General features: G+C 71.8%; 15 protein-coding genes. 3 read left to right on the plus strand and 12 right to left on the minus strand.

Annotated features, from left to right (window positions below; genetic code table 11):
- Positions 1-565 precede the first annotated feature (565 nt).
- On the minus strand, positions 566-1,114 hold the full coding sequence (locus ACYVKF_RS00315; protein ID WP_460963988.1) for a hypothetical protein: 549 nt from the start codon (positions 1,112-1,114) through the stop codon (positions 566-568).
- A gap of 58 nt (positions 1,115-1,172) precedes the next feature.
- On the minus strand, positions 1,173-2,108 hold the full coding sequence (locus ACYVKF_RS00320) for a tyrosine-type recombinase/integrase (RefSeq protein WP_460963990.1): 936 nt from the start codon (positions 2,106-2,108) through the stop codon (positions 1,173-1,175).
- A gap of 128 nt (positions 2,109-2,236) precedes the next feature.
- On the opposite strand from ACYVKF_RS00320, the gene ACYVKF_RS00325 reads away from it, so the two are divergent.
- Positions 2,237-3,010, plus strand: coding sequence for a class I SAM-dependent methyltransferase (locus ACYVKF_RS00325; RefSeq protein WP_460963992.1), 774 nt, complete (start codon positions 2,237-2,239; stop codon positions 3,008-3,010).
- A gap of 8 nt (positions 3,011-3,018) precedes the next feature.
- On the opposite strand, the gene arfB is transcribed toward ACYVKF_RS00325, so the two are convergent.
- Entirely contained in the window at positions 3,019-3,504 is a 486-nt protein-coding gene (gene arfB, locus ACYVKF_RS00330) for an alternative ribosome rescue aminoacyl-tRNA hydrolase ArfB (protein WP_460963994.1), read from the minus strand.
- Positions 3,505-3,555: 51 nt separating this feature from the next.
- Here arfB and ACYVKF_RS00335 point away from each other — a divergent pair, with 51 nt between their 5' ends.
- Positions 3,556-5,076, plus strand: coding sequence for a 1,4-alpha-glucan branching protein domain-containing protein (locus ACYVKF_RS00335; RefSeq protein WP_460963996.1), 1,521 nt, complete (start codon positions 3,556-3,558; stop codon positions 5,074-5,076).
- Here the strand turns inward: ACYVKF_RS00335 and ACYVKF_RS00340 are convergent.
- The 7 genes from ACYVKF_RS00340 to ACYVKF_RS00370 all read right to left on the minus strand — a co-directional run bounded on the left by ACYVKF_RS00340 (position 5,060) and on the right by ACYVKF_RS00370 (position 10,479).
- Positions 5,060-6,271, minus strand: a complete 1,212-nt coding sequence (locus tag ACYVKF_RS00340; protein WP_460963998.1) for a sensor histidine kinase — start codon at positions 6,269-6,271, stop codon at positions 5,060-5,062. The genes ACYVKF_RS00335 and ACYVKF_RS00340 overlap by 17 nt on opposite strands.
- Positions 6,268-6,951 carry a response regulator transcription factor gene (locus ACYVKF_RS00345; RefSeq protein WP_460964000.1) on the minus strand — a complete coding sequence of 228 codons (684 nt, stop codon included), beginning with the start codon at positions 6,949-6,951 and terminating at the stop codon, positions 6,268-6,270. Before ACYVKF_RS00345 ends, ACYVKF_RS00340 begins: the two co-directional genes overlap by 4 nt.
- A gap of 21 nt (positions 6,952-6,972) precedes the next feature.
- Positions 6,973-7,494: a DUF2231 domain-containing protein gene (locus ACYVKF_RS00350; protein WP_460964002.1), complete on the minus strand. Its 522-nt coding sequence runs from the start codon at positions 7,492-7,494 to the stop codon at positions 6,973-6,975.
- Positions 7,495-7,605: 111 nt separating this feature from the next.
- Positions 7,606-8,199, minus strand: a complete 594-nt coding sequence (locus ACYVKF_RS00355) for an acyltransferase (RefSeq protein ID WP_460964004.1) — start codon at positions 8,197-8,199, stop codon at positions 7,606-7,608.
- Between the two features lie 79 nt (positions 8,200-8,278).
- Entirely contained in the window at positions 8,279-9,214 is a 936-nt protein-coding gene (locus ACYVKF_RS00360; RefSeq protein ID WP_056918795.1) for a class I SAM-dependent methyltransferase, read from the minus strand.
- A gap of 3 nt (positions 9,215-9,217) precedes the next feature.
- Complete coding sequence (locus ACYVKF_RS00365) at positions 9,218-9,997, minus strand: enoyl-CoA hydratase/isomerase family protein (RefSeq protein ID WP_056916988.1); 780 nt, start codon at positions 9,995-9,997, stop codon at positions 9,218-9,220.
- Entirely contained in the window at positions 9,994-10,479 is a 486-nt protein-coding gene (locus ACYVKF_RS00370) for a hypothetical protein (RefSeq protein WP_056918794.1), read from the minus strand. The genes ACYVKF_RS00365 and ACYVKF_RS00370 overlap by 4 nt, the downstream gene beginning before the upstream one ends.
- A gap of 34 nt (positions 10,480-10,513) precedes the next feature.
- Between ACYVKF_RS00370 and glgX the strand changes: the two genes are divergently transcribed.
- Positions 10,514-12,673 carry a glycogen debranching protein GlgX gene (glgX, locus tag ACYVKF_RS00375; protein ID WP_460964008.1) on the plus strand — a complete coding sequence of 720 codons (2,160 nt, stop codon included), beginning with the start codon at positions 10,514-10,516 and terminating at the stop codon, positions 12,671-12,673.
- Here glgX and ACYVKF_RS00380 read toward each other — a convergent pair.
- Together ACYVKF_RS00380 and glgP are read right to left on the minus strand one after the other, a co-directional pair.
- Entirely contained in the window at positions 12,649-13,077 is a 429-nt protein-coding gene (locus ACYVKF_RS00380; protein ID WP_460964010.1) for a hypothetical protein, read from the minus strand. The two genes, glgX and ACYVKF_RS00380, sit on opposite strands and share 25 nt — an antisense overlap.
- Before the next feature lie 107 nt (positions 13,078-13,184).
- Positions 13,185-15,773: an alpha-glucan family phosphorylase gene (gene glgP / locus ACYVKF_RS00385; RefSeq protein ID WP_460964012.1), complete on the minus strand. Its 2,589-nt coding sequence runs from the start codon at positions 15,771-15,773 to the stop codon at positions 13,185-13,187.
- Positions 15,774-15,866: the final 93 nt, after the last annotated feature.

Here is a 15,866-nt window from a genome sequence, read left to right on the forward strand (position 1 = left end):
CCTCTTCTCGGCGTCGGCGGTCCATGGCCACGAGTACCTGGGCCTCACGGACTCGCGCTTCGCGTTCTTGCCGGCGACGAGCTAGGACGGTGGCGAAGCGTCGTACGTCGGTAGGCTGGGCAGCGTCGAACTGCTTGGCGGTGGGGAGACTCCGGCGGCCCTCGTACTCGCGGGGGCCGCTCCCGTTCTGGTTCAACGGTTTTCGCCCGCTCGGTTGCGGCGAGCCTGTGCTGACTTGAGCGCGAGTCCAGCAAAGTACGCACGCTTGGCTTGGTCAGCCCGACGAGCGAGCTCTACGGGATCAAGAACACCGTCAGGATCGACCTCGCGTTCAAAGCGAGCGAGCGCCGCCTGCCGAGCCGGTCCCGTGCGGGCACTCGGATCTTCCGTTCGTGACCACGAGGTGTACGCGGCCAGCTTCGCCTGGAGGCGCCGCTCAGATGGGGTACTGGACCTGGGCATGGGTAGCCCTCCCTCTTCGGGAATGGCCGGTGCCCCAAGGTCGACAGCGCTGCAACTACGGTGAGCGGGCGAGAAGTTTGATCAAAGCCTAGTCGGCACAGCGCTATCCGTCGAGGAGCAAGGCATCTGTGGCGATCACACGACTTCGCGAGCTTCGCGCTGGCACCATGGCGAGCAACGTCGCCGCGCTGAGCCACCAGGACTGGCACGAGCACTGCGCTGGGAGCGCGTCTGGAGACTCAGGCGCGAACATGGTGGGCACGACGAGGAAGTCCACGACGGCCGTCCGCCGGATCCTGCGCGTCGTCAGAATTGGCACTCCACCTTCATCTTCGATGTGTCCCGACGAATAAAGGTCCTGGTGCGGGTCGCGTGCGTTCGGGAAGTCCTCATCGGGCTCGAAGGGGTCCAACTCTTTGGCGTCGTAGTGAACGTCCACGATCTGGCGGGCAACGTAGACCAAGCCGTCGGGGGTCCTGAGAACCTGCGCGAGGCGGTGGGAGCGCGGGCAGGCGATGTCGAGGGCTCGGGCCTTCGGCAGGGCGTGTGGGCGGCTGAGGAAGGGCCGCAGGGCGGTCTGAGCCTGGGCACACCGTTCGCGGCCGCGGTGCTCGGCGACAGCAGCGGTCAGCCACTCAGGCGGGTTGGGCACAGTGCAAGCCTGCCGCCCCGCGTGGGGCACCCCCAAGCTGGGGGTGCCTCAGGCGGCCCTACAGGCGGTCGCCGGGCATCAACCGGTCGAAGGCGTCGAGTGCCCGACCATGGCGCAGGGCGGCCCCGTAGCGGCGCACCATCTGGCCGCCGGTCCAACCCATCTGCTCCTCAACATCCTGCTCCGTCGCGCCCATGCCGAGCAGGGCGTGCGTCGCGGCGTGCCGAAGGGCGTGGGGGGGGATCGGGGCAACCCCGACATGCTCGCAGCGGCGGGCGAGCATGTTGGCCACACCTCCGCCGGTCATTCGCCAGCCGAGGCGGTCAGAGCGCCGCGTGGAGAGGAAAAGTGCACTCGAGGACGCGCCCGCGTGACGTCCCCGCGAGCGCAGGTACCTGCTAACCGCCAGCGCTGTCTTGGACGAGAACGCGACGACCCGCTGGCGGCCGCCCTTGCCCATCACCAGTGCCCGTCGACCCGCCACATCGATGTCCTCGACATTGATCCCCACTGCCTCGGACCGGCGTAGTCCCGCGTCGGCAAGCAGTCGAAGAAGAGCTTGGTCACGGCGGTCCACGAACGACTGACCGTTGGAGCCCGTCAGCACCTTGCTGATGACTTCATCGTCGGGGATCGGGATGACCGGGGCAACGACCTTCGGCCGGTCGACGCCGTCGCAGGGGTTGAGGGTCATGCCTGAGTCACCTTCGGCGATCAGCCAGGCGCAGAACAGGGACAGGGCCTTGAGTCGGACACTCCGGGTCGAGGCCGCGCGACCTTGTTCAGTGAGTGTGGCCAACCACCCACTGACGTGACGCCGTTCAACGGCAGATGGGTCGGTTACGGTCGGGTGGTTCTCGGCCAGGTAGGTGCAGAACTGGCGCACCGCCCGCGTGTAGACCTCGCGGGTCTTCGGTGACACGCCCCCGCTGCTCAGGTGCAGTTCGTAGTCGGTCGCCCAGGGGGCGAACTCTGTCGGCATGATGTTGGGCATGGGTGGGCCTCCTAGATAGGTCCGTCCTAGGTCCCCGTGGCCGGTGCCAGCCGGTCGCGGGGACTGTTAGTTATCGTTGCAAGGTGCGCTGTGCGGAACCGTCCTAGTCTATCTCAGTAGGAGCGCGAATGGCGTTTTTGCAGGTCAGAGGGCCTTCTCTTCCGCTCACCGGCGAGCGCACTTCCCCCGGAATCTGGCATGAGAACTACTGGTTCAGGCGCCACGAGGCCGCGTATGCCGCCCTCCCGGGCTGGGTGCCCTCGCCTCCGGGCATCGTCCTCGACGCCGGCTGCGGTGAGGGGTACGGCGCCTCCGTGCTTCGCGCCTCGTGGCCCGGCGCCCGGGTCGTCGGGGTCGACTACGACGCCATCGCCGCGGCCCACGCCGCGCGCACCCACGGTGGTGAGCAGGCGGCATACGTGCGGGCGGGACTGACCGCGCTCCCCCTCATGGACGACGTGGCGGACCTCGTGGTGTCGCTCCAGGTGCTGGAGCACCTGTGGACGCCGTGGGAGTACGTCGGGGAGCTGGCGAGGGTCGCTGCGCCCCGTGGTGTGGTGGTGCTGTCGACCCCGAACCGGCTCACCTTCTCCCCCGGGCTGGGTCGGCTCGAGGCACCGTCGAACGCCTACCACTCGCGGGAGTACGACGCCCTCGAGCTGGAGCAGGAGCTACGGGCGTGGCTGCCGGGCAGCGGGGTGCGGGTCGCCGGCCTGCACCACGGCGAGCGCCTGCGCGCCCGGGAGGCCGCGCACGGGTCCCTGGCCGAAGCCCTGGCTGCACCGGTCGAAGGATGGGGTGAGGAGCTGCGCGACCTCGTGGCGACGACCACGACAGCCGACTTCGTCCTCGGGGCCGCCGACGACGCGTGCCTCGACCTCGTGGCGGTGCTCAACCCCTGACGGACGGCTCAGCCGTCGCCGGTCGAGCGACGCCCGGCCTTGAGCTGGCCCCGGCGCTTCTTGGAGTCGAGCCGCCGACGGCGCGAACCCATCGTGGGGCGGGTGGCCCGACGTGGGGGCGGGTCCGGGGCGGCGGCCTCGCGGATCAGGGCGACGAGGCGCTTGCGGGCCGCGACCCGGTTCTGGCGCTGGGCGCGGTGCTCGGAGGCGACGACGATGATCCGACCACCCACGAGGTGCGGGGCGAGCCGCTCCACCAGACGCTCCCGCACGCGCTCTGGCAGCGCGGCCACGGCCCCCGACGTCGAGGGGTCGAACTCGAGCTCGACCCTGCTGTCGGTGGTGTTCACGCCCTGCCCTCCGGGCCCGGACGACCTCGAGAACCGCTCCACGAGCTCCCCGGCGTCGATGCGCAGCCCCTGCGGCAGCCCCGGTCCCGGCGGGACCGCGAGCGCGGCACCCGGCTGCGGCCGGCTGGCGGGGGGCGTCGTCACGGCACCACTCCACCACAGGCGCGCCCGAGGGGTACGGCAGACTGCTCCCTCGTGACCTCACCGGTGCCGGGCACGTTCTGCCTCGTCCTGCACTCCCACCTGCCGTGGCTGCCGGGTCACGGTGTGTGGCCGCTGGGCGAGGAGTGGTTGTCCCAGGCGTGGGTCGAGTCCTACGTCCCCCTCGTCGCAGAGCTGGACTCCCTTGCGGCGGAGGGACATCGGGACGTCCTGACGCTCGGCGTCACCCCGGTCCTCGCCGCCCAGCTGGACCACCCGCGGATGCGACGCGACGTCGGCACGTGGGTGGGTCTGGCGCAGCAACGGGCCCGTGAGCTGGGGTTCGACCCGGACCCTTCTCGGCGCGCGGCGGCGAGCCGGGAGTATGCCGTGGCGGCCCGGGCCGAGGAGCTGCTCGCCACGCGCTGGAGCGGCGGTGGGTCACCCGTCCTGCGCTCCCTGCGTGACACCGGCGTGGTCGAGCTGCTCGGCGGGCCGCCGGCCCACCCCTTCCTACCGCTCCTGCTGCCCGAGGTCGCCGCCCTGGCGCTGGAGGCAGGGTTGTCCGACAGCACCTGGCGTCTCGGGCAGCGACCACGCGGGATCTGGTCTCCCGAGTGCGGCTGGACGCCCGGTCTGGCGTCGGTCTTCGACGCCGCAGGGATCGGTCACTTCGTCGTCGACGAGCAGCTCGTCCGGGACGCGGGCGGCCACCCGCACGCCGCGTGGCGGGTCGAGGGGTCCCGTGTCGTCGCGGTCCCCCGGGACCTGGAGGTGACCAACCTCGTCTGGTCCTCGCGAACCGGCTACCCGGCCGCCGCGGCCTACCGGGACTTCCACTCGCGCGACCCCGGAACGGGGATCCGGCTCTGGGCGGTGGGACACGGTGGGGACGGCGCGAAGGCGACGTACGACCCGCAGGCCGCGAGCGCACAGCTCGACCGAGACGTCAGCCACTTCGTCACGGCGGTCCGGGGCCGGCTGGAGCAGGCGCTCACGGCCACGGGCGCCCCTGGGCTCGTGGTGGCGGCGTACGACACCGAGCTGTTCGGTCACTGGTGGCACGAGGGGCCCCAGTTCGTGGGACGGGCGATCCGGGCGTTGCGGGACAACGGGATCCACGTGGACACGCTGCAGAACGCCCTGGCCGCGGGGCACGTCGCGGGAGAGCTCGCCCTCGGTGCGGGGTCGTGGGGCGCGGGAAAGGACTTCTCCGTGTGGGACGGTCCAGCAGTGGCTCACCTCGCCCACGAGAACACCTGGCTGCAACGGCGTTGGCTCGACCTCGTGGCCCGCGAGCGGTCGGCGGGGCGGCTCGGGAACCGCCGCCCGGACCTCGACCAGCTGCTGCTCACCCTGTGGAACGCGCTGTCGAGCGACTGGGCCTTCCTCGTGTCCCGCGGCCAGTCGGTCGACTACGCCCTGCGTCGCGCCGACGAGCACCGGGTCGACTTCCACCGGCTCGCCCAGCTCGTCGAGGACCACGACGACCGGGCGCCGGTCGAAGCCGCCCGGCAGGCCCGCCACGACCGCACCTTCCCGGCAGTGGACGCGAGGGTCACGCCGGGCCGGTGACCTCGAGGGGTGCCGTCTCGAGCGGCACCGCTCGGAGCCGGACCTCGAAGGTCGTCCCGACGCCCCCCGGGACCAGGCGGACGGTGCCCGCGTGCCGGTCGACGACCTCGCGCACGAGGGCGAGCCCTATGCCGAACCCCGGCGACGACGGCCCCTTGGTGAACCGTTCGAACACGCCGCTCGCCGCGCCGGGGTCGATGCCCGGGCCGTCGTCGGCAACGGTGAGGACCACGTCGTCTCCGTCGTCCCGCAGCCGCACCGTCACCGTGGTGGCAGCGTGGTGGAGGGCGTTGTCCACCAACGCATCCACCACCCGGCGCAGTGCGGGGAACGCGCCCCGCACAGGGGCCACCGGCTCCACCTCGGCCAGCAGCCCCACGCCGCGTCGGGCCGCGAGCTGGTGGTCGAGGGTCACGACCTCGTCGACGAGGGCGGTGAGGTCGACCAGCTCCCCCGCGTCGGGCGACGCGTGCACCTCGGCGGAGTGCAGCAGGTCCTCGACGATGTCGGCCAGCGCCGCGGCCTCACGGCGAAGGAGATCGACGTCGGGTGCGAGCTCGGACGACGGCGGGTCGTGGCGCAACGTGTCGTGGAGCAGGTCGGCGCGCAGCGCGAGCCGGGCCAGCGGCGTACGCAGCTCGTGGCTGGCGTCGGCGATGAACTGTCGCTGCTTGAGCAGCGCGTCGTCCCAGACCCCGACGGCCCGTCGACCGAGCCGCCCACCGGCGACCAGGGCCACGAGGGCCGCGGCAGCACCGGCGACGGCGAGGGCGAGGAGCAGCCGGTGCCGCTCGGACTCGTAGGGAGCGAGGGCGACCCCTGCCTGCACGACCGTGCCGCCCACGGTCCTGGTCCGCGTCTGGTACTCGCCGTCCTCGACGTACGCCTCGCGCTCCACCCTGGTGCCGCCGCGGGCCTGCGCGAGGTCGTCCTCCGTGGGCAGCGACCCGGGGGCACCCACGGAGGCGGTGCGCCGACCGGAGGCATCGACGCTGACCACCCAGGTGCCGCCGGGGACGGCCTGCGCGTCGGGGACGGCCAGCAGGGACGACAGCTGCGACTGCACCTCGCGGTGCTGACCGACCAGCACGAGGCCGACGGTCGCGAGGCCGGCCACGAGGACCCCCGCCACGACGCCGGCGAGCGCCTGGACCGCGATGACCCGTCGGGCTCGGTCGAACGGGTCGGTGCTCACCCGCGGCCCAGCTCGCCGGCGCGGTAGCCGACCCCGCGCACGGTCCGGATGACGTCCCTGCCCAGCTTGCGGCGGATGGCGTACACGTAGGTGTCCACGAGGGACAGGCTCGTGGTGCCCGGGGCGAGGGAGTCGCGCAGCTCGTCACGGGAGAACACCCGGGTGGGGCGCCGGGCCAGCTGGGCCAGGAACGCCCCCTCGGCCGGTGAGAGCTCGACCGAGGTCTGGTCCGCGAGCACGACGGCGTTCGTCGCGGTATCCAGCCGAGCGGTCCCCAGGGGGAGGGAGACGGCCACGTCGTCGAGGTGGCGGCGCAGCAGGGACCGCACGCGGGCCAGCAGCTCGGCGGAGTCGAACGGCTTCACGAGGTAGTCGTCGGCTCCCCCGTCCAGACCCTCCACGCGGTCGCGGACCGTGCCGTGCGCGGTGAGGACGAGCACCGGTGTGGCCAGTCCCTGCCTGCGCAGCCGCGTGATGAGGTCGACGCCGTCCCCGTCCGGGAGTCGGCGGTCCACCACCATGACCGCGTGCGAACCGGTCAGGGCCGCGTGCAGGCCGGACTGCACGTCCGGGACGGCCTGCACGGCATACCCCTCGCCCTCGAAGAGCCGCACGAGCAGGGTCCGCAGGCCGCGGTCGTCCTCGACCAGGAGCAGCTCGGTGCTCGACACGTCACCCATGTCGTCCAGCATGGCAGTGCGTCAGCGCGCCGGTGCGCCCTCGTCCGAGCCACCGCCGGAGGTGGACGTCTGGCTCCACACCGACTTCGCCCCGCTGTGCCCGATCCGCCCGACCTGGACGAGGGTCCCGACTGCGGCCACCACGGCGAGCACGGCGACGACCCGCACGACGGCGGGAGAGGTCGACCGGGCCGCCGAGGCCGAACCCTCACCACGGGTGCCCCGCAGCTCCAGCCAGGCGAGGGCGAACGCGAGCACGGTCACCCCGATCATGAACGGCAGCAGCGTGTCGCCGAGCTCGGTGTGCTCGCGCAGCAGGGCGGACCCCTGGACGTTGCGCTCCAGGTTCTCACCGCTGCTCGTCGCCAGAGGCACCATGAGGAGCCCGAGGAGGGCGGTCGCCGGCGACGCGTACCGGGCCCAGTGCCGGAACCTCGGCGAGACGGCGGACGCACCGAGGAGCAGTGCGGCCAGCGGCACGAGGACCACGACGGCGTGCACGATCAGGGGGTGGGCGGGCAGGCCGAAGATGCTGCTGGGCATGAGGACTCCTGGTCGTCAGGTCGTTGGCCTCCCAGCCTGCCCGGGAAATCTCAACCGTTTCTCAAGGGCCGCGGCCAGTCAGGTCAGACTTCCCCCGGACGCGTCCACGGCTCAGGCGCGGGTCCGGACCACACGGCCCGGGACCCCGGCGACGACGGAGTGCTCGGGGTAGCTGCCCCGCGCGACGGCCGAGGCGGCGACGACGCTGTGGTCACCGATCCGGGTCCCGCGCGTGACGACGACCTTGGTGCCGATCCACACGTCGTCACCGATGCGGACGGGCGACTTGACGATGCCCTGGTCCTTGATCGGCACGTCGAGGCGTTCGGTGACGTGGTCGAAGTCGCAGACGTAGACGTCGTCACCGAGGAGGCAGGCATCGCCGATGGAGACGTCCAGCCAGCAGTTCACGGTGTTGCGTATGCCGATCACGGACTTCGCGCCGATGCGCAGCGTCCCCTCGTGGGCCCGGACCCTCGCGTGCGCACCGAAGTGCGTGTAGGCGCCGACGACGACGCGGGCGTACCCCTCGCGCACCTCGAACCGCACGTCCGGGCCGATGAAGCACGGTCCCTCGAACCGCAGCGACGGGTAGCGGGCGCTGGCCCGGGCCATCCGCAGGTAGCTCAGGAGGTGGTGCCGCGTGAACGCCCGGTGGGACAGGGCCCAGCCGACCCACCGCAGCCACAGGAGCGGTCGGGGCACACCCCACGGTCCACGGTCGGCGCGCTCGCCCCCTCGGCCGTGGTCGACGGGCGACATGTCGGCGTCGGCCGCGTCCACCTCAGCCGGGCTTCACGCCGGTGATGCCGACGTTGTAGAAGAACCTGGCCGGCACGGCCCGGGCGAGCACCCGGTCGACCGCCGACAGGCGACGCCACGAGCCGTAGGCGAACATCGCCCAGCCCCACCCGAGCGCGCCCGGTCGGACGGCGGCCTCGAAGGTCCGCACCGGCCACCCCAGGAACGCCGCGGTCAGCTCCTCGGTGCGGGTGCGCACCTCGACGGCGCCCGCGCGCAGCGCCGTCCGGGCGAGCTCGTCGGGGTCGAAGGTGTGCAGGTCCACGACCGCCTCGAGGGCCGCCGCCCGCGAGGACTCGTCGAGCTCCTCGGCGTCCCTGGCCCAGGTGTCGCGCAGCGGCGGCAGCGCGGTGACGGCCTTGGTCGCGTGCCAGGTGACCCGCCCGAGTCGCCGGGCGTACCAGTCACCGATGCGGGTCGGCTCACCGGCGACGACGAACCGTCCTCCCGGCTTCAGCACCCGCAGCATCTCGGCGAACGCCGCCTCGACGTCGGGGATGTGGTGGATCACCGCGTGACCCACCACGACGTCGAAGGTGTTGTCGTCGTAGGGAATCCGTTCGGCATCGGCCACGCGTCCCTCGACGGCGAACCCCAGCTTCTCGGCGTTGGCCTTGGCCGCCTCGACCATGCCCGGCGACAGGTCGGTGACGTGGACCTCGTCGACGATGCCGGCCTGCTTGAGGTTGAGGGAGAAGAACCCCGTGCCCGCGCCGAGCTCGAGCGCCTTGGCGTAGGGCAGTGGGTCCGGCAGGCCCGTGACCGCCTCGAAGCGGTCACGGGCGTAGGCGGTGCAGCGCTCGTCGAACGAGATCGACCACTTGTCGTCGTAGGTCTGCGCCTCCCAGTCGTGGTAGAGCACCTGGGCGAGCTTGTTGTCCTCGTAGGCGCGCTCGACGTCCGCGCGGCTGGCACCCATCGGTCAGGCGCCCTCGAACTTCGCCTTGCCGGGGCCATTCTCGACGAACGACCTCATGCCGGTGGCGCGGTCCTTGGTGGCGAACAGCGACGCGAAGAGCATGCGCTCGATCTCGAGCCCCGTGTCCAGGTCGACCTCGACCCCACGGTCGATGGCCTCCTTGGCGGCGCGGATGGCGTACGCCGGTCCACCGACGTACGGCGCGAGCCGGGCCCGTGCCGCGGCATACACGTCCTGGGCCTCGACGACCTCGTCCACCAGGCCGATCGCGAGCGCCTCGTCGGCGGACACGAACCGTCCCGAGAAGATGATCTCCTTGGCCTTCGCCGGTCCGACGAGGCGGGCCAGGCGCTGCGTGCCGCCGGCGCCGGGGATGATGCCGAGCAGGATCTCGGGCTGGCCCAGCTTGGCGTTCGAGGCGGCGACGCGGAAGTCGCAGGCCAGCGCGACCTCGCACCCGCCACCGAGGGCGTACCCGGTGATGGCGGCGACGGTCGGCTTGGGGATGCGGGCCAGCGTCCGTGTGAAGTCCTGGAGGGCGCCGGAGTGGTCGGCCATGTCGGTGTAGGACATGGTCTCCATCTCCTTGATGTCCGCGCCTGCGGCGAACACCTTCTCGCCGCCGTAGATGATGACGCCGGACACGTCCTTGCGCTCCCCCACCTCGACCGCGGCAGCCGCGAGGGCGGCCTGGATCTCCCGGTTGAGGGCGTTCATCGGGGGGCGGTCGAGCAGGATCGTGGCGATCCCGCCCTCGACCTCGACCGAGACGAGGTCGCTCATGCCGGGTCCCCGTCGGTGGCGGGCTCGCCCGCGCCGGGACCGGGATCGCCGCCGCCCATGATGCGCTCGTGCCACATCTGCACGCCCGCGAGGACGAGCTGGATGGTGACGTTGACCAGGCCGGGCACGTCGGTGTTGGGCACGACGATGTGCTCACCGGTGACGACCAGGGTGTCGTTGGCGAGGCCGGCCTTGACGATGTTCAGCTGGAGGGTGATCTCGTTGCAGGTGGCCAGGCGCGTGAGCGGGTCGCTGGGCACGGCGTCGCTGATGGCCCACTGGCCGAACAGGCGCATGATCTGGAAGTCGCCCTCCGTGCAGCGCACGAACAGCTGCTGCTCCTGCACCGTGAACGCGACGTCGCCGTCACCGTCGATGTCGGGCGACAGGCCCATGTCGATCAGTGCGTCCAGGACGCGTCCGCGGAGGGGGTGCTCGTCCGCGGGCGGCGGGAAGTTGGGCAGCGACGTGGGATCAGTCATGCGCCAACCGTAACCACTACCTAGGCTGAGGACCATGTCGCCTGCCACGCGCCCGCGTGACCTTCCTCCCACCCTGGGCATGACCCTCGTCGAGGGCGGCGCCGAGTTCGCGGTGTATGCCGGGCACGCCGAGTCGGTCGAGGTGTGCCTGTTCGAGACCGGTGACACCGACGGGTCCACGGAGCGCCGCTTCCCCCTCGTCGAGCGGACCCACGGGACCTGGTTCGGCTTCCTGCCGGGCGTGGTCGCGGGCCAGCGGTACGGCGTGCGGGCCGACGGTCCCTGGCGGCCCCAGGAGGGCCTGCGCTACAACCCTCACAAGCTGCTCCTCGACCCCTACGCCCGGGCCATCGATGGCAACGTCCACTGGTCGCCCGAGGTCTACGCCCACCCCGTCGACGCCCGGCTCAGGGGCGACGACGTGCTCCGCGGGAGCCTGGACAGCGCCGGGGCGGTGCCGCGCTGCGTCGTCGTCGAGGACCGCTTCGACTGGGGCGAGGACCGCCACCCCCACACCCCCCTGGCCGACTCGGTCGTCTACGAGGCGCACGTCCGCAACCTCACGATGCTCCACCCCGAGGTGCCCGAGCACCTGCGCGGCACGTATGCCGGGCTGTGCCACCCCGCCGTCATCGCCCACCTCAAGGCGGTGGGGGCGACCGCGGTCGAGCTGCTGCCCGTGCACGCCTTCGCGTCGGAGCCCGAGGTGACCCAGCGCGGGCTCACGAACCACTGGGGCTACAACACGCTCGGCTTCTTCGCCCCGCACTCCCCCTACGCCTCGACGACCGATCCGCAGGGAGTGCTCGACGAGTTCAAGGGCATGGTGCGGCTGCTGCACGCGGAGGGCATCGAGGTGCTCCTCGACGTCGTCTACAACCACACGGCCGAGCAGTCCCGGCAGGGCGCGTCGCTGTCGTGGCGGGGGTTGGACAACCGCGCCTACTACCGGCTCGACGACCGCGGCCAGGACATCGACGTGACGGGGTGTGGCAACACCCTCGACCTGCGGCATGCCATGGTCTGCAAGATGGTGCTCGACTCGCTGCGCTACTGGGTCGACGAGTGCCACGTCGACGGGTTCCGGTTCGACCTCGCGGTGGCGCTCGGCCGTGGCCAGAACGACGACTACGACCCCAACCACCCGTTCCTCGTGGCGCTGCGCACCGACCCCGTGCTCTCCCGGGTCAAGCTCATCGCCGAGCCCTGGGACGTCGGCATCCACGGGTGGCGCACAGGGCAGTTCCCGCCCCCGTTCGCCGAGTGGAACGACCGGTTCCGTGACGCCGTGCGGACCTTCTGGCTGCAGGACGTCGCCTCCCAGGTGCACGGCCACGAAGGCCACGGCATCCGCGAGCTCGGCACCCGGCTGGCCGGGTCGCAGGACCTCTTCGGCGCCCGCGACCGCGGGCCGGTTGCGTCGGTGAACTTCGTCGCCGCGCACGACGGCTTCACGGTCGCCGACCTCACCGCATACAACTCCAAGCACAACGGGCCCAACGGCGAGGGCAACCGCGACGGCACGGACGGCAACCGGTCGTGGAACCACGGCGTCGAGGGGCCGGTGGACCCCGCCGACGAGCGCAGGGACGACATCGAGGCCGCGCGCCGACGGTCGATGCGCAACCTGCTCGCCACGACCCTGCTCGCGACCGGCGTGCCGATGCTCAACGCGGGTGACGAGTTCGGGCGCTCGCAGGGGGGCAACAACAACCCCTACTGCCAGGACAACGAGGTGTCGTGGTTCGACTGGGACCTCGAGGACTGGCAGCAGGACCTGCTCGAGACGACGAGCTTCCTCACCCGGCTGCGCGCCGAGCACCCGGTCCTGCGGCAACGGACGTTCTTCACCGGCCGGGCGGTCCACGCCGACGGCTCGACCGACCTGTCGTGGTTCGGGGCCGACGGCGAGGCGATGGCCAACGGCCACTGGGAGGACCCCCACACCCGGACCCTGCAGATGTACCTCAACGGCGCCTGGCTCGAGCAGCACTCGCTGCTCCTCGTCCTGCGCGGGGACGTTGAGGACGGCAAGGTGACCCTCCCGACGGTGCCGGGCCTCACGGGGTACGAGCTGCTCTGGGACTCCTCCGACGAACGTCCCGACCCGACCCGGTCGGCGGTCGTGGACCCCGGGATCGTCGAGGTCCGCGGGGCCAGCCTGCAGGTCTACCGAGCGGTCGACGCGACCTGACGGACGCTGCGCCGCCACGGGCGTGGGTGCGTGACGAGCGATGCGACGACGGGGGCCAGCGCGAGGCCCGCACCCCACCAGACGGCTGCGGACCACGGCGTCTCCACCGTCGCCCACCCCGCGAGCAGTGCGCCGCACAGCAGACCCACCGGCGCGACGCGCCAGCGGACGGACAGCACGACCAGGGTTCCCGCCGCGACCAACGGGAGCGCGAGCAACCCTGCGAGGTACCCCCACCCGTCGAACCAGTCGCTGCCGGACCAGGCCGGGGCCACCACGGCATACGTGAGCAGCGCACCGGCGCCGAGCAGGCCGACCGCCTCGACGGCGTACGCCCGACCGATCCGGCTCCAGCCGCGGGCACTGTTGACCCCCGCGTCCGCCGCTGCCCCACCACGCGCCATACCGGCAGCGTGGCAGACGCGGTACGCCCCTCGGGGAGGTTCCCCGCAGACAGGTGTGCCGCGCGCCTCAGGGCGCGCGGCACAGCTGGGTATGGCGGGTGGTGGCGTCAGGCGTTGGCCACCAGGCCGAGCTCGCTCGTGCTCGCCAGCCCGGTGTGCCGGGGCAGCACGCGGACGGTGTAGCCGAACGCGCCGGTGCGGGCGAGGGCGAGGTCACCGGCGAACTGGTGGCGACCACCCTCGTAGGACTCCACGAACGCCAGCGGCTCGCTCTGGACGTCACGCAGCTCGTCGGAGTCGCGCGCCGTGCCGTACACGACCTGCACCTCGACCTGGTCGGGGGTGAGGTCCCCGAGGGAGACGTACGCCCGGACGTGCAGCGTCTCGCCGATCTGAGGGGCGTCCGAGACGCCCGAGGACTCGACGTGGTCGACGTGCACGGACGGCCAGGTGGACCGGACCTTCGTCTTGTAGGCGGCGAGGTCGCGGGCACCCGCGTAGGTGTCACCGTCGAGCGCCCAGCCGGCGCGGGCCGCGGGCCCGTAGAGCTGGGTGGTGTAGTCGCGGACCATGCGGCTCGCGAGCACCTTCGGGCCGAGCGTGCGCAGGGTGTGGCTGATCATCGACAGCCAGTTCTGCGGCAGCCCGGTCTCGTCGACGTCGTAGAAGCGCGGCGCGACGGAGTTCTCGATGAGGTCGTAGAGCGCAGCCGCCTCGAGGTCGTCACGACGCTCCTCGTCCTCGACGCCGTCGGCCGTGGGGATGGCCCAGCCGTTCTCGCCGTCGAACCACTCGTCCCACCACCCGTCGAGGATCGACAGGTTGAGGCCACCGTTGAGGGCGGCCTTCATGCCGGACGTGCCACAGGCCTCGAGCGGGCGCAGCGGGTTGTTGAGCCAGACGTCGCAGCCCGGGTAGAGGTACTGCGCCATGGCGATGTCGTAGTTCGGGAGGAACACGATGCGGTGGCGGATCTCGGGGTCGTCGGCGAAGCGGACCATCTGCTGGATGAGCTGCTTGCCGGTCTCGTCGGCCGGGTGGGACTTGCCCGCGATGACGAGCTGGATCGGCCGCTTGGGGTCGAGGAGCAGGCGCTTGAGCCGCGCAGGGTCGCGCAGCATCAGGGTGAGCCGCTTGTAGGTCGGCACGCGGCGGGCGAACCCGATGGTCAGCACGTCGGGGTCGAGGATGTCGTCGACCCAGCCGAGCTCGGCCGGACTGGCACCGCGCTTCTTCCACGAGGAGCGGGTGCGACGGCGGGCCTCGAGGACCAGCTGCTGGCGCATCTCGCGCTTCGTGGCCCAGATCGCGTCGCGCGGGACCTCCTCGATGCGGTCCCAGGCGTCGTCGCGCTCGAGGTCGTGGGTGCCGAGGTGCTTGTCGGCGAGCTCGTAGACGCGGCGGTCGACCCAGGTGCCGGCGTGGACACCGTTGGTGACGCTGGTGATCGGGACCTCGTCGTCGTCGAACCCCGGCCACAGTCCGTCGAACATGCCGCGGCTGACGACACCGTGCAGCTGCGATACGCCGTTGGCGCGACCGCCGAGGCGCAGGCCCATGACGGCCATGTTGAACATCCCGGACTGGCCGCCCGGGTAGTCCTCCGCGCCCAGGGCCAGCAGCTTCTCGACCGGCACGCCGGCGACCGCCTGCTCACCGCCGAAGTGCAGCTCGATGAGGTCGGCGCCGAACCGGTCTATGCCGGCCGGGACGGGCGTGTGGGTGGTGAAGACCGTGGCGGCGCGGACGGCCTCGAGGGCCTCGTCGAACGACAGCCCGGCCGACTGGGTCAGCTCGTGGATGCGCTCGACGCCGAGGAACCCGGCATGGCCCTCGTTGGTGTGGTAGACGTCCGGGGTCGGGGCGCCGGTGAGGCGCGACCACAGGCGCAGGGCGCGGACGCCACCGATGCCGAGGAGCATCTCCTGCTGCAGACGCTGCTCGCCGCCACCGCCGTAGAGGCGGTTGGTGATGTTGCGGGCGGCCTCGTCGTTGTCCGGGACGTCGGAGTCCAGGAGCAGCAGCGGGACCCGGCCGACCTGGGCGCGCCAGACGTGGGCGTGCAGCTGCCGTCCGCCGGGCAGCTGGAGGGTGATGACGCAGGGGGTGCCGTCGTCCTCGCGCAGCATGCTCAGGGGCAGGCCGTCGGGGTCGAGGACGGGGTAGGTCTCCTGCTGCCAACCGTCGCGGTTGAGGCTCTGCTTGAAGTAGCCGGTCTTGTAGAAGAGGCCGACACCGACGATCGGGACACCGAGGTCGGAGGCCGTCTTCAGGTGGTCGCCGGCGAGGATGCCGAGGCCACCGGAGTACTGCGGCAGCACCTCGGTGATGCCGAACTCCGGGCTGAAGTAGCCGATCGCCTTCGGGGCGCCCGAACCGTCCTCGTCCTGGGCCTGCGCCCAGGCCTGGTACCAGCGCGGCTCGGTCAGGTAGGTGTCCAGGTCGGCCTTGGCCGAGGCGACGGCCGCGACGAACTCGCTGCTCGACGCGAGGTCGGCGAGCTCGGCCGGCGAGAGCGCCGACAGCAGGCGGACGGGGTCCTTGCGGACCTTCGCCCAACGCTGCGGGTCGATGCGCTCGAACAGGTCGCGCGTCGGGGGGTGCCAGGACCACCGGAGGTTGCTCGCCAGGTCGCCGAGAGCGGCAATCGGCTCCGGCAGGACAGTACGGACGCTGAAGCGTCGAATCGCCTTCACGAGGGGTGATCATAGGCCCACCGGCCGCCGGCAATGACGCCTTCTTGCAGATCTTTCAGAAAGTTTCAGGACGGCGGCACCCCAGCCGCCCAC

The organism is Pedococcus soli (genome assembly GCF_054782575.1).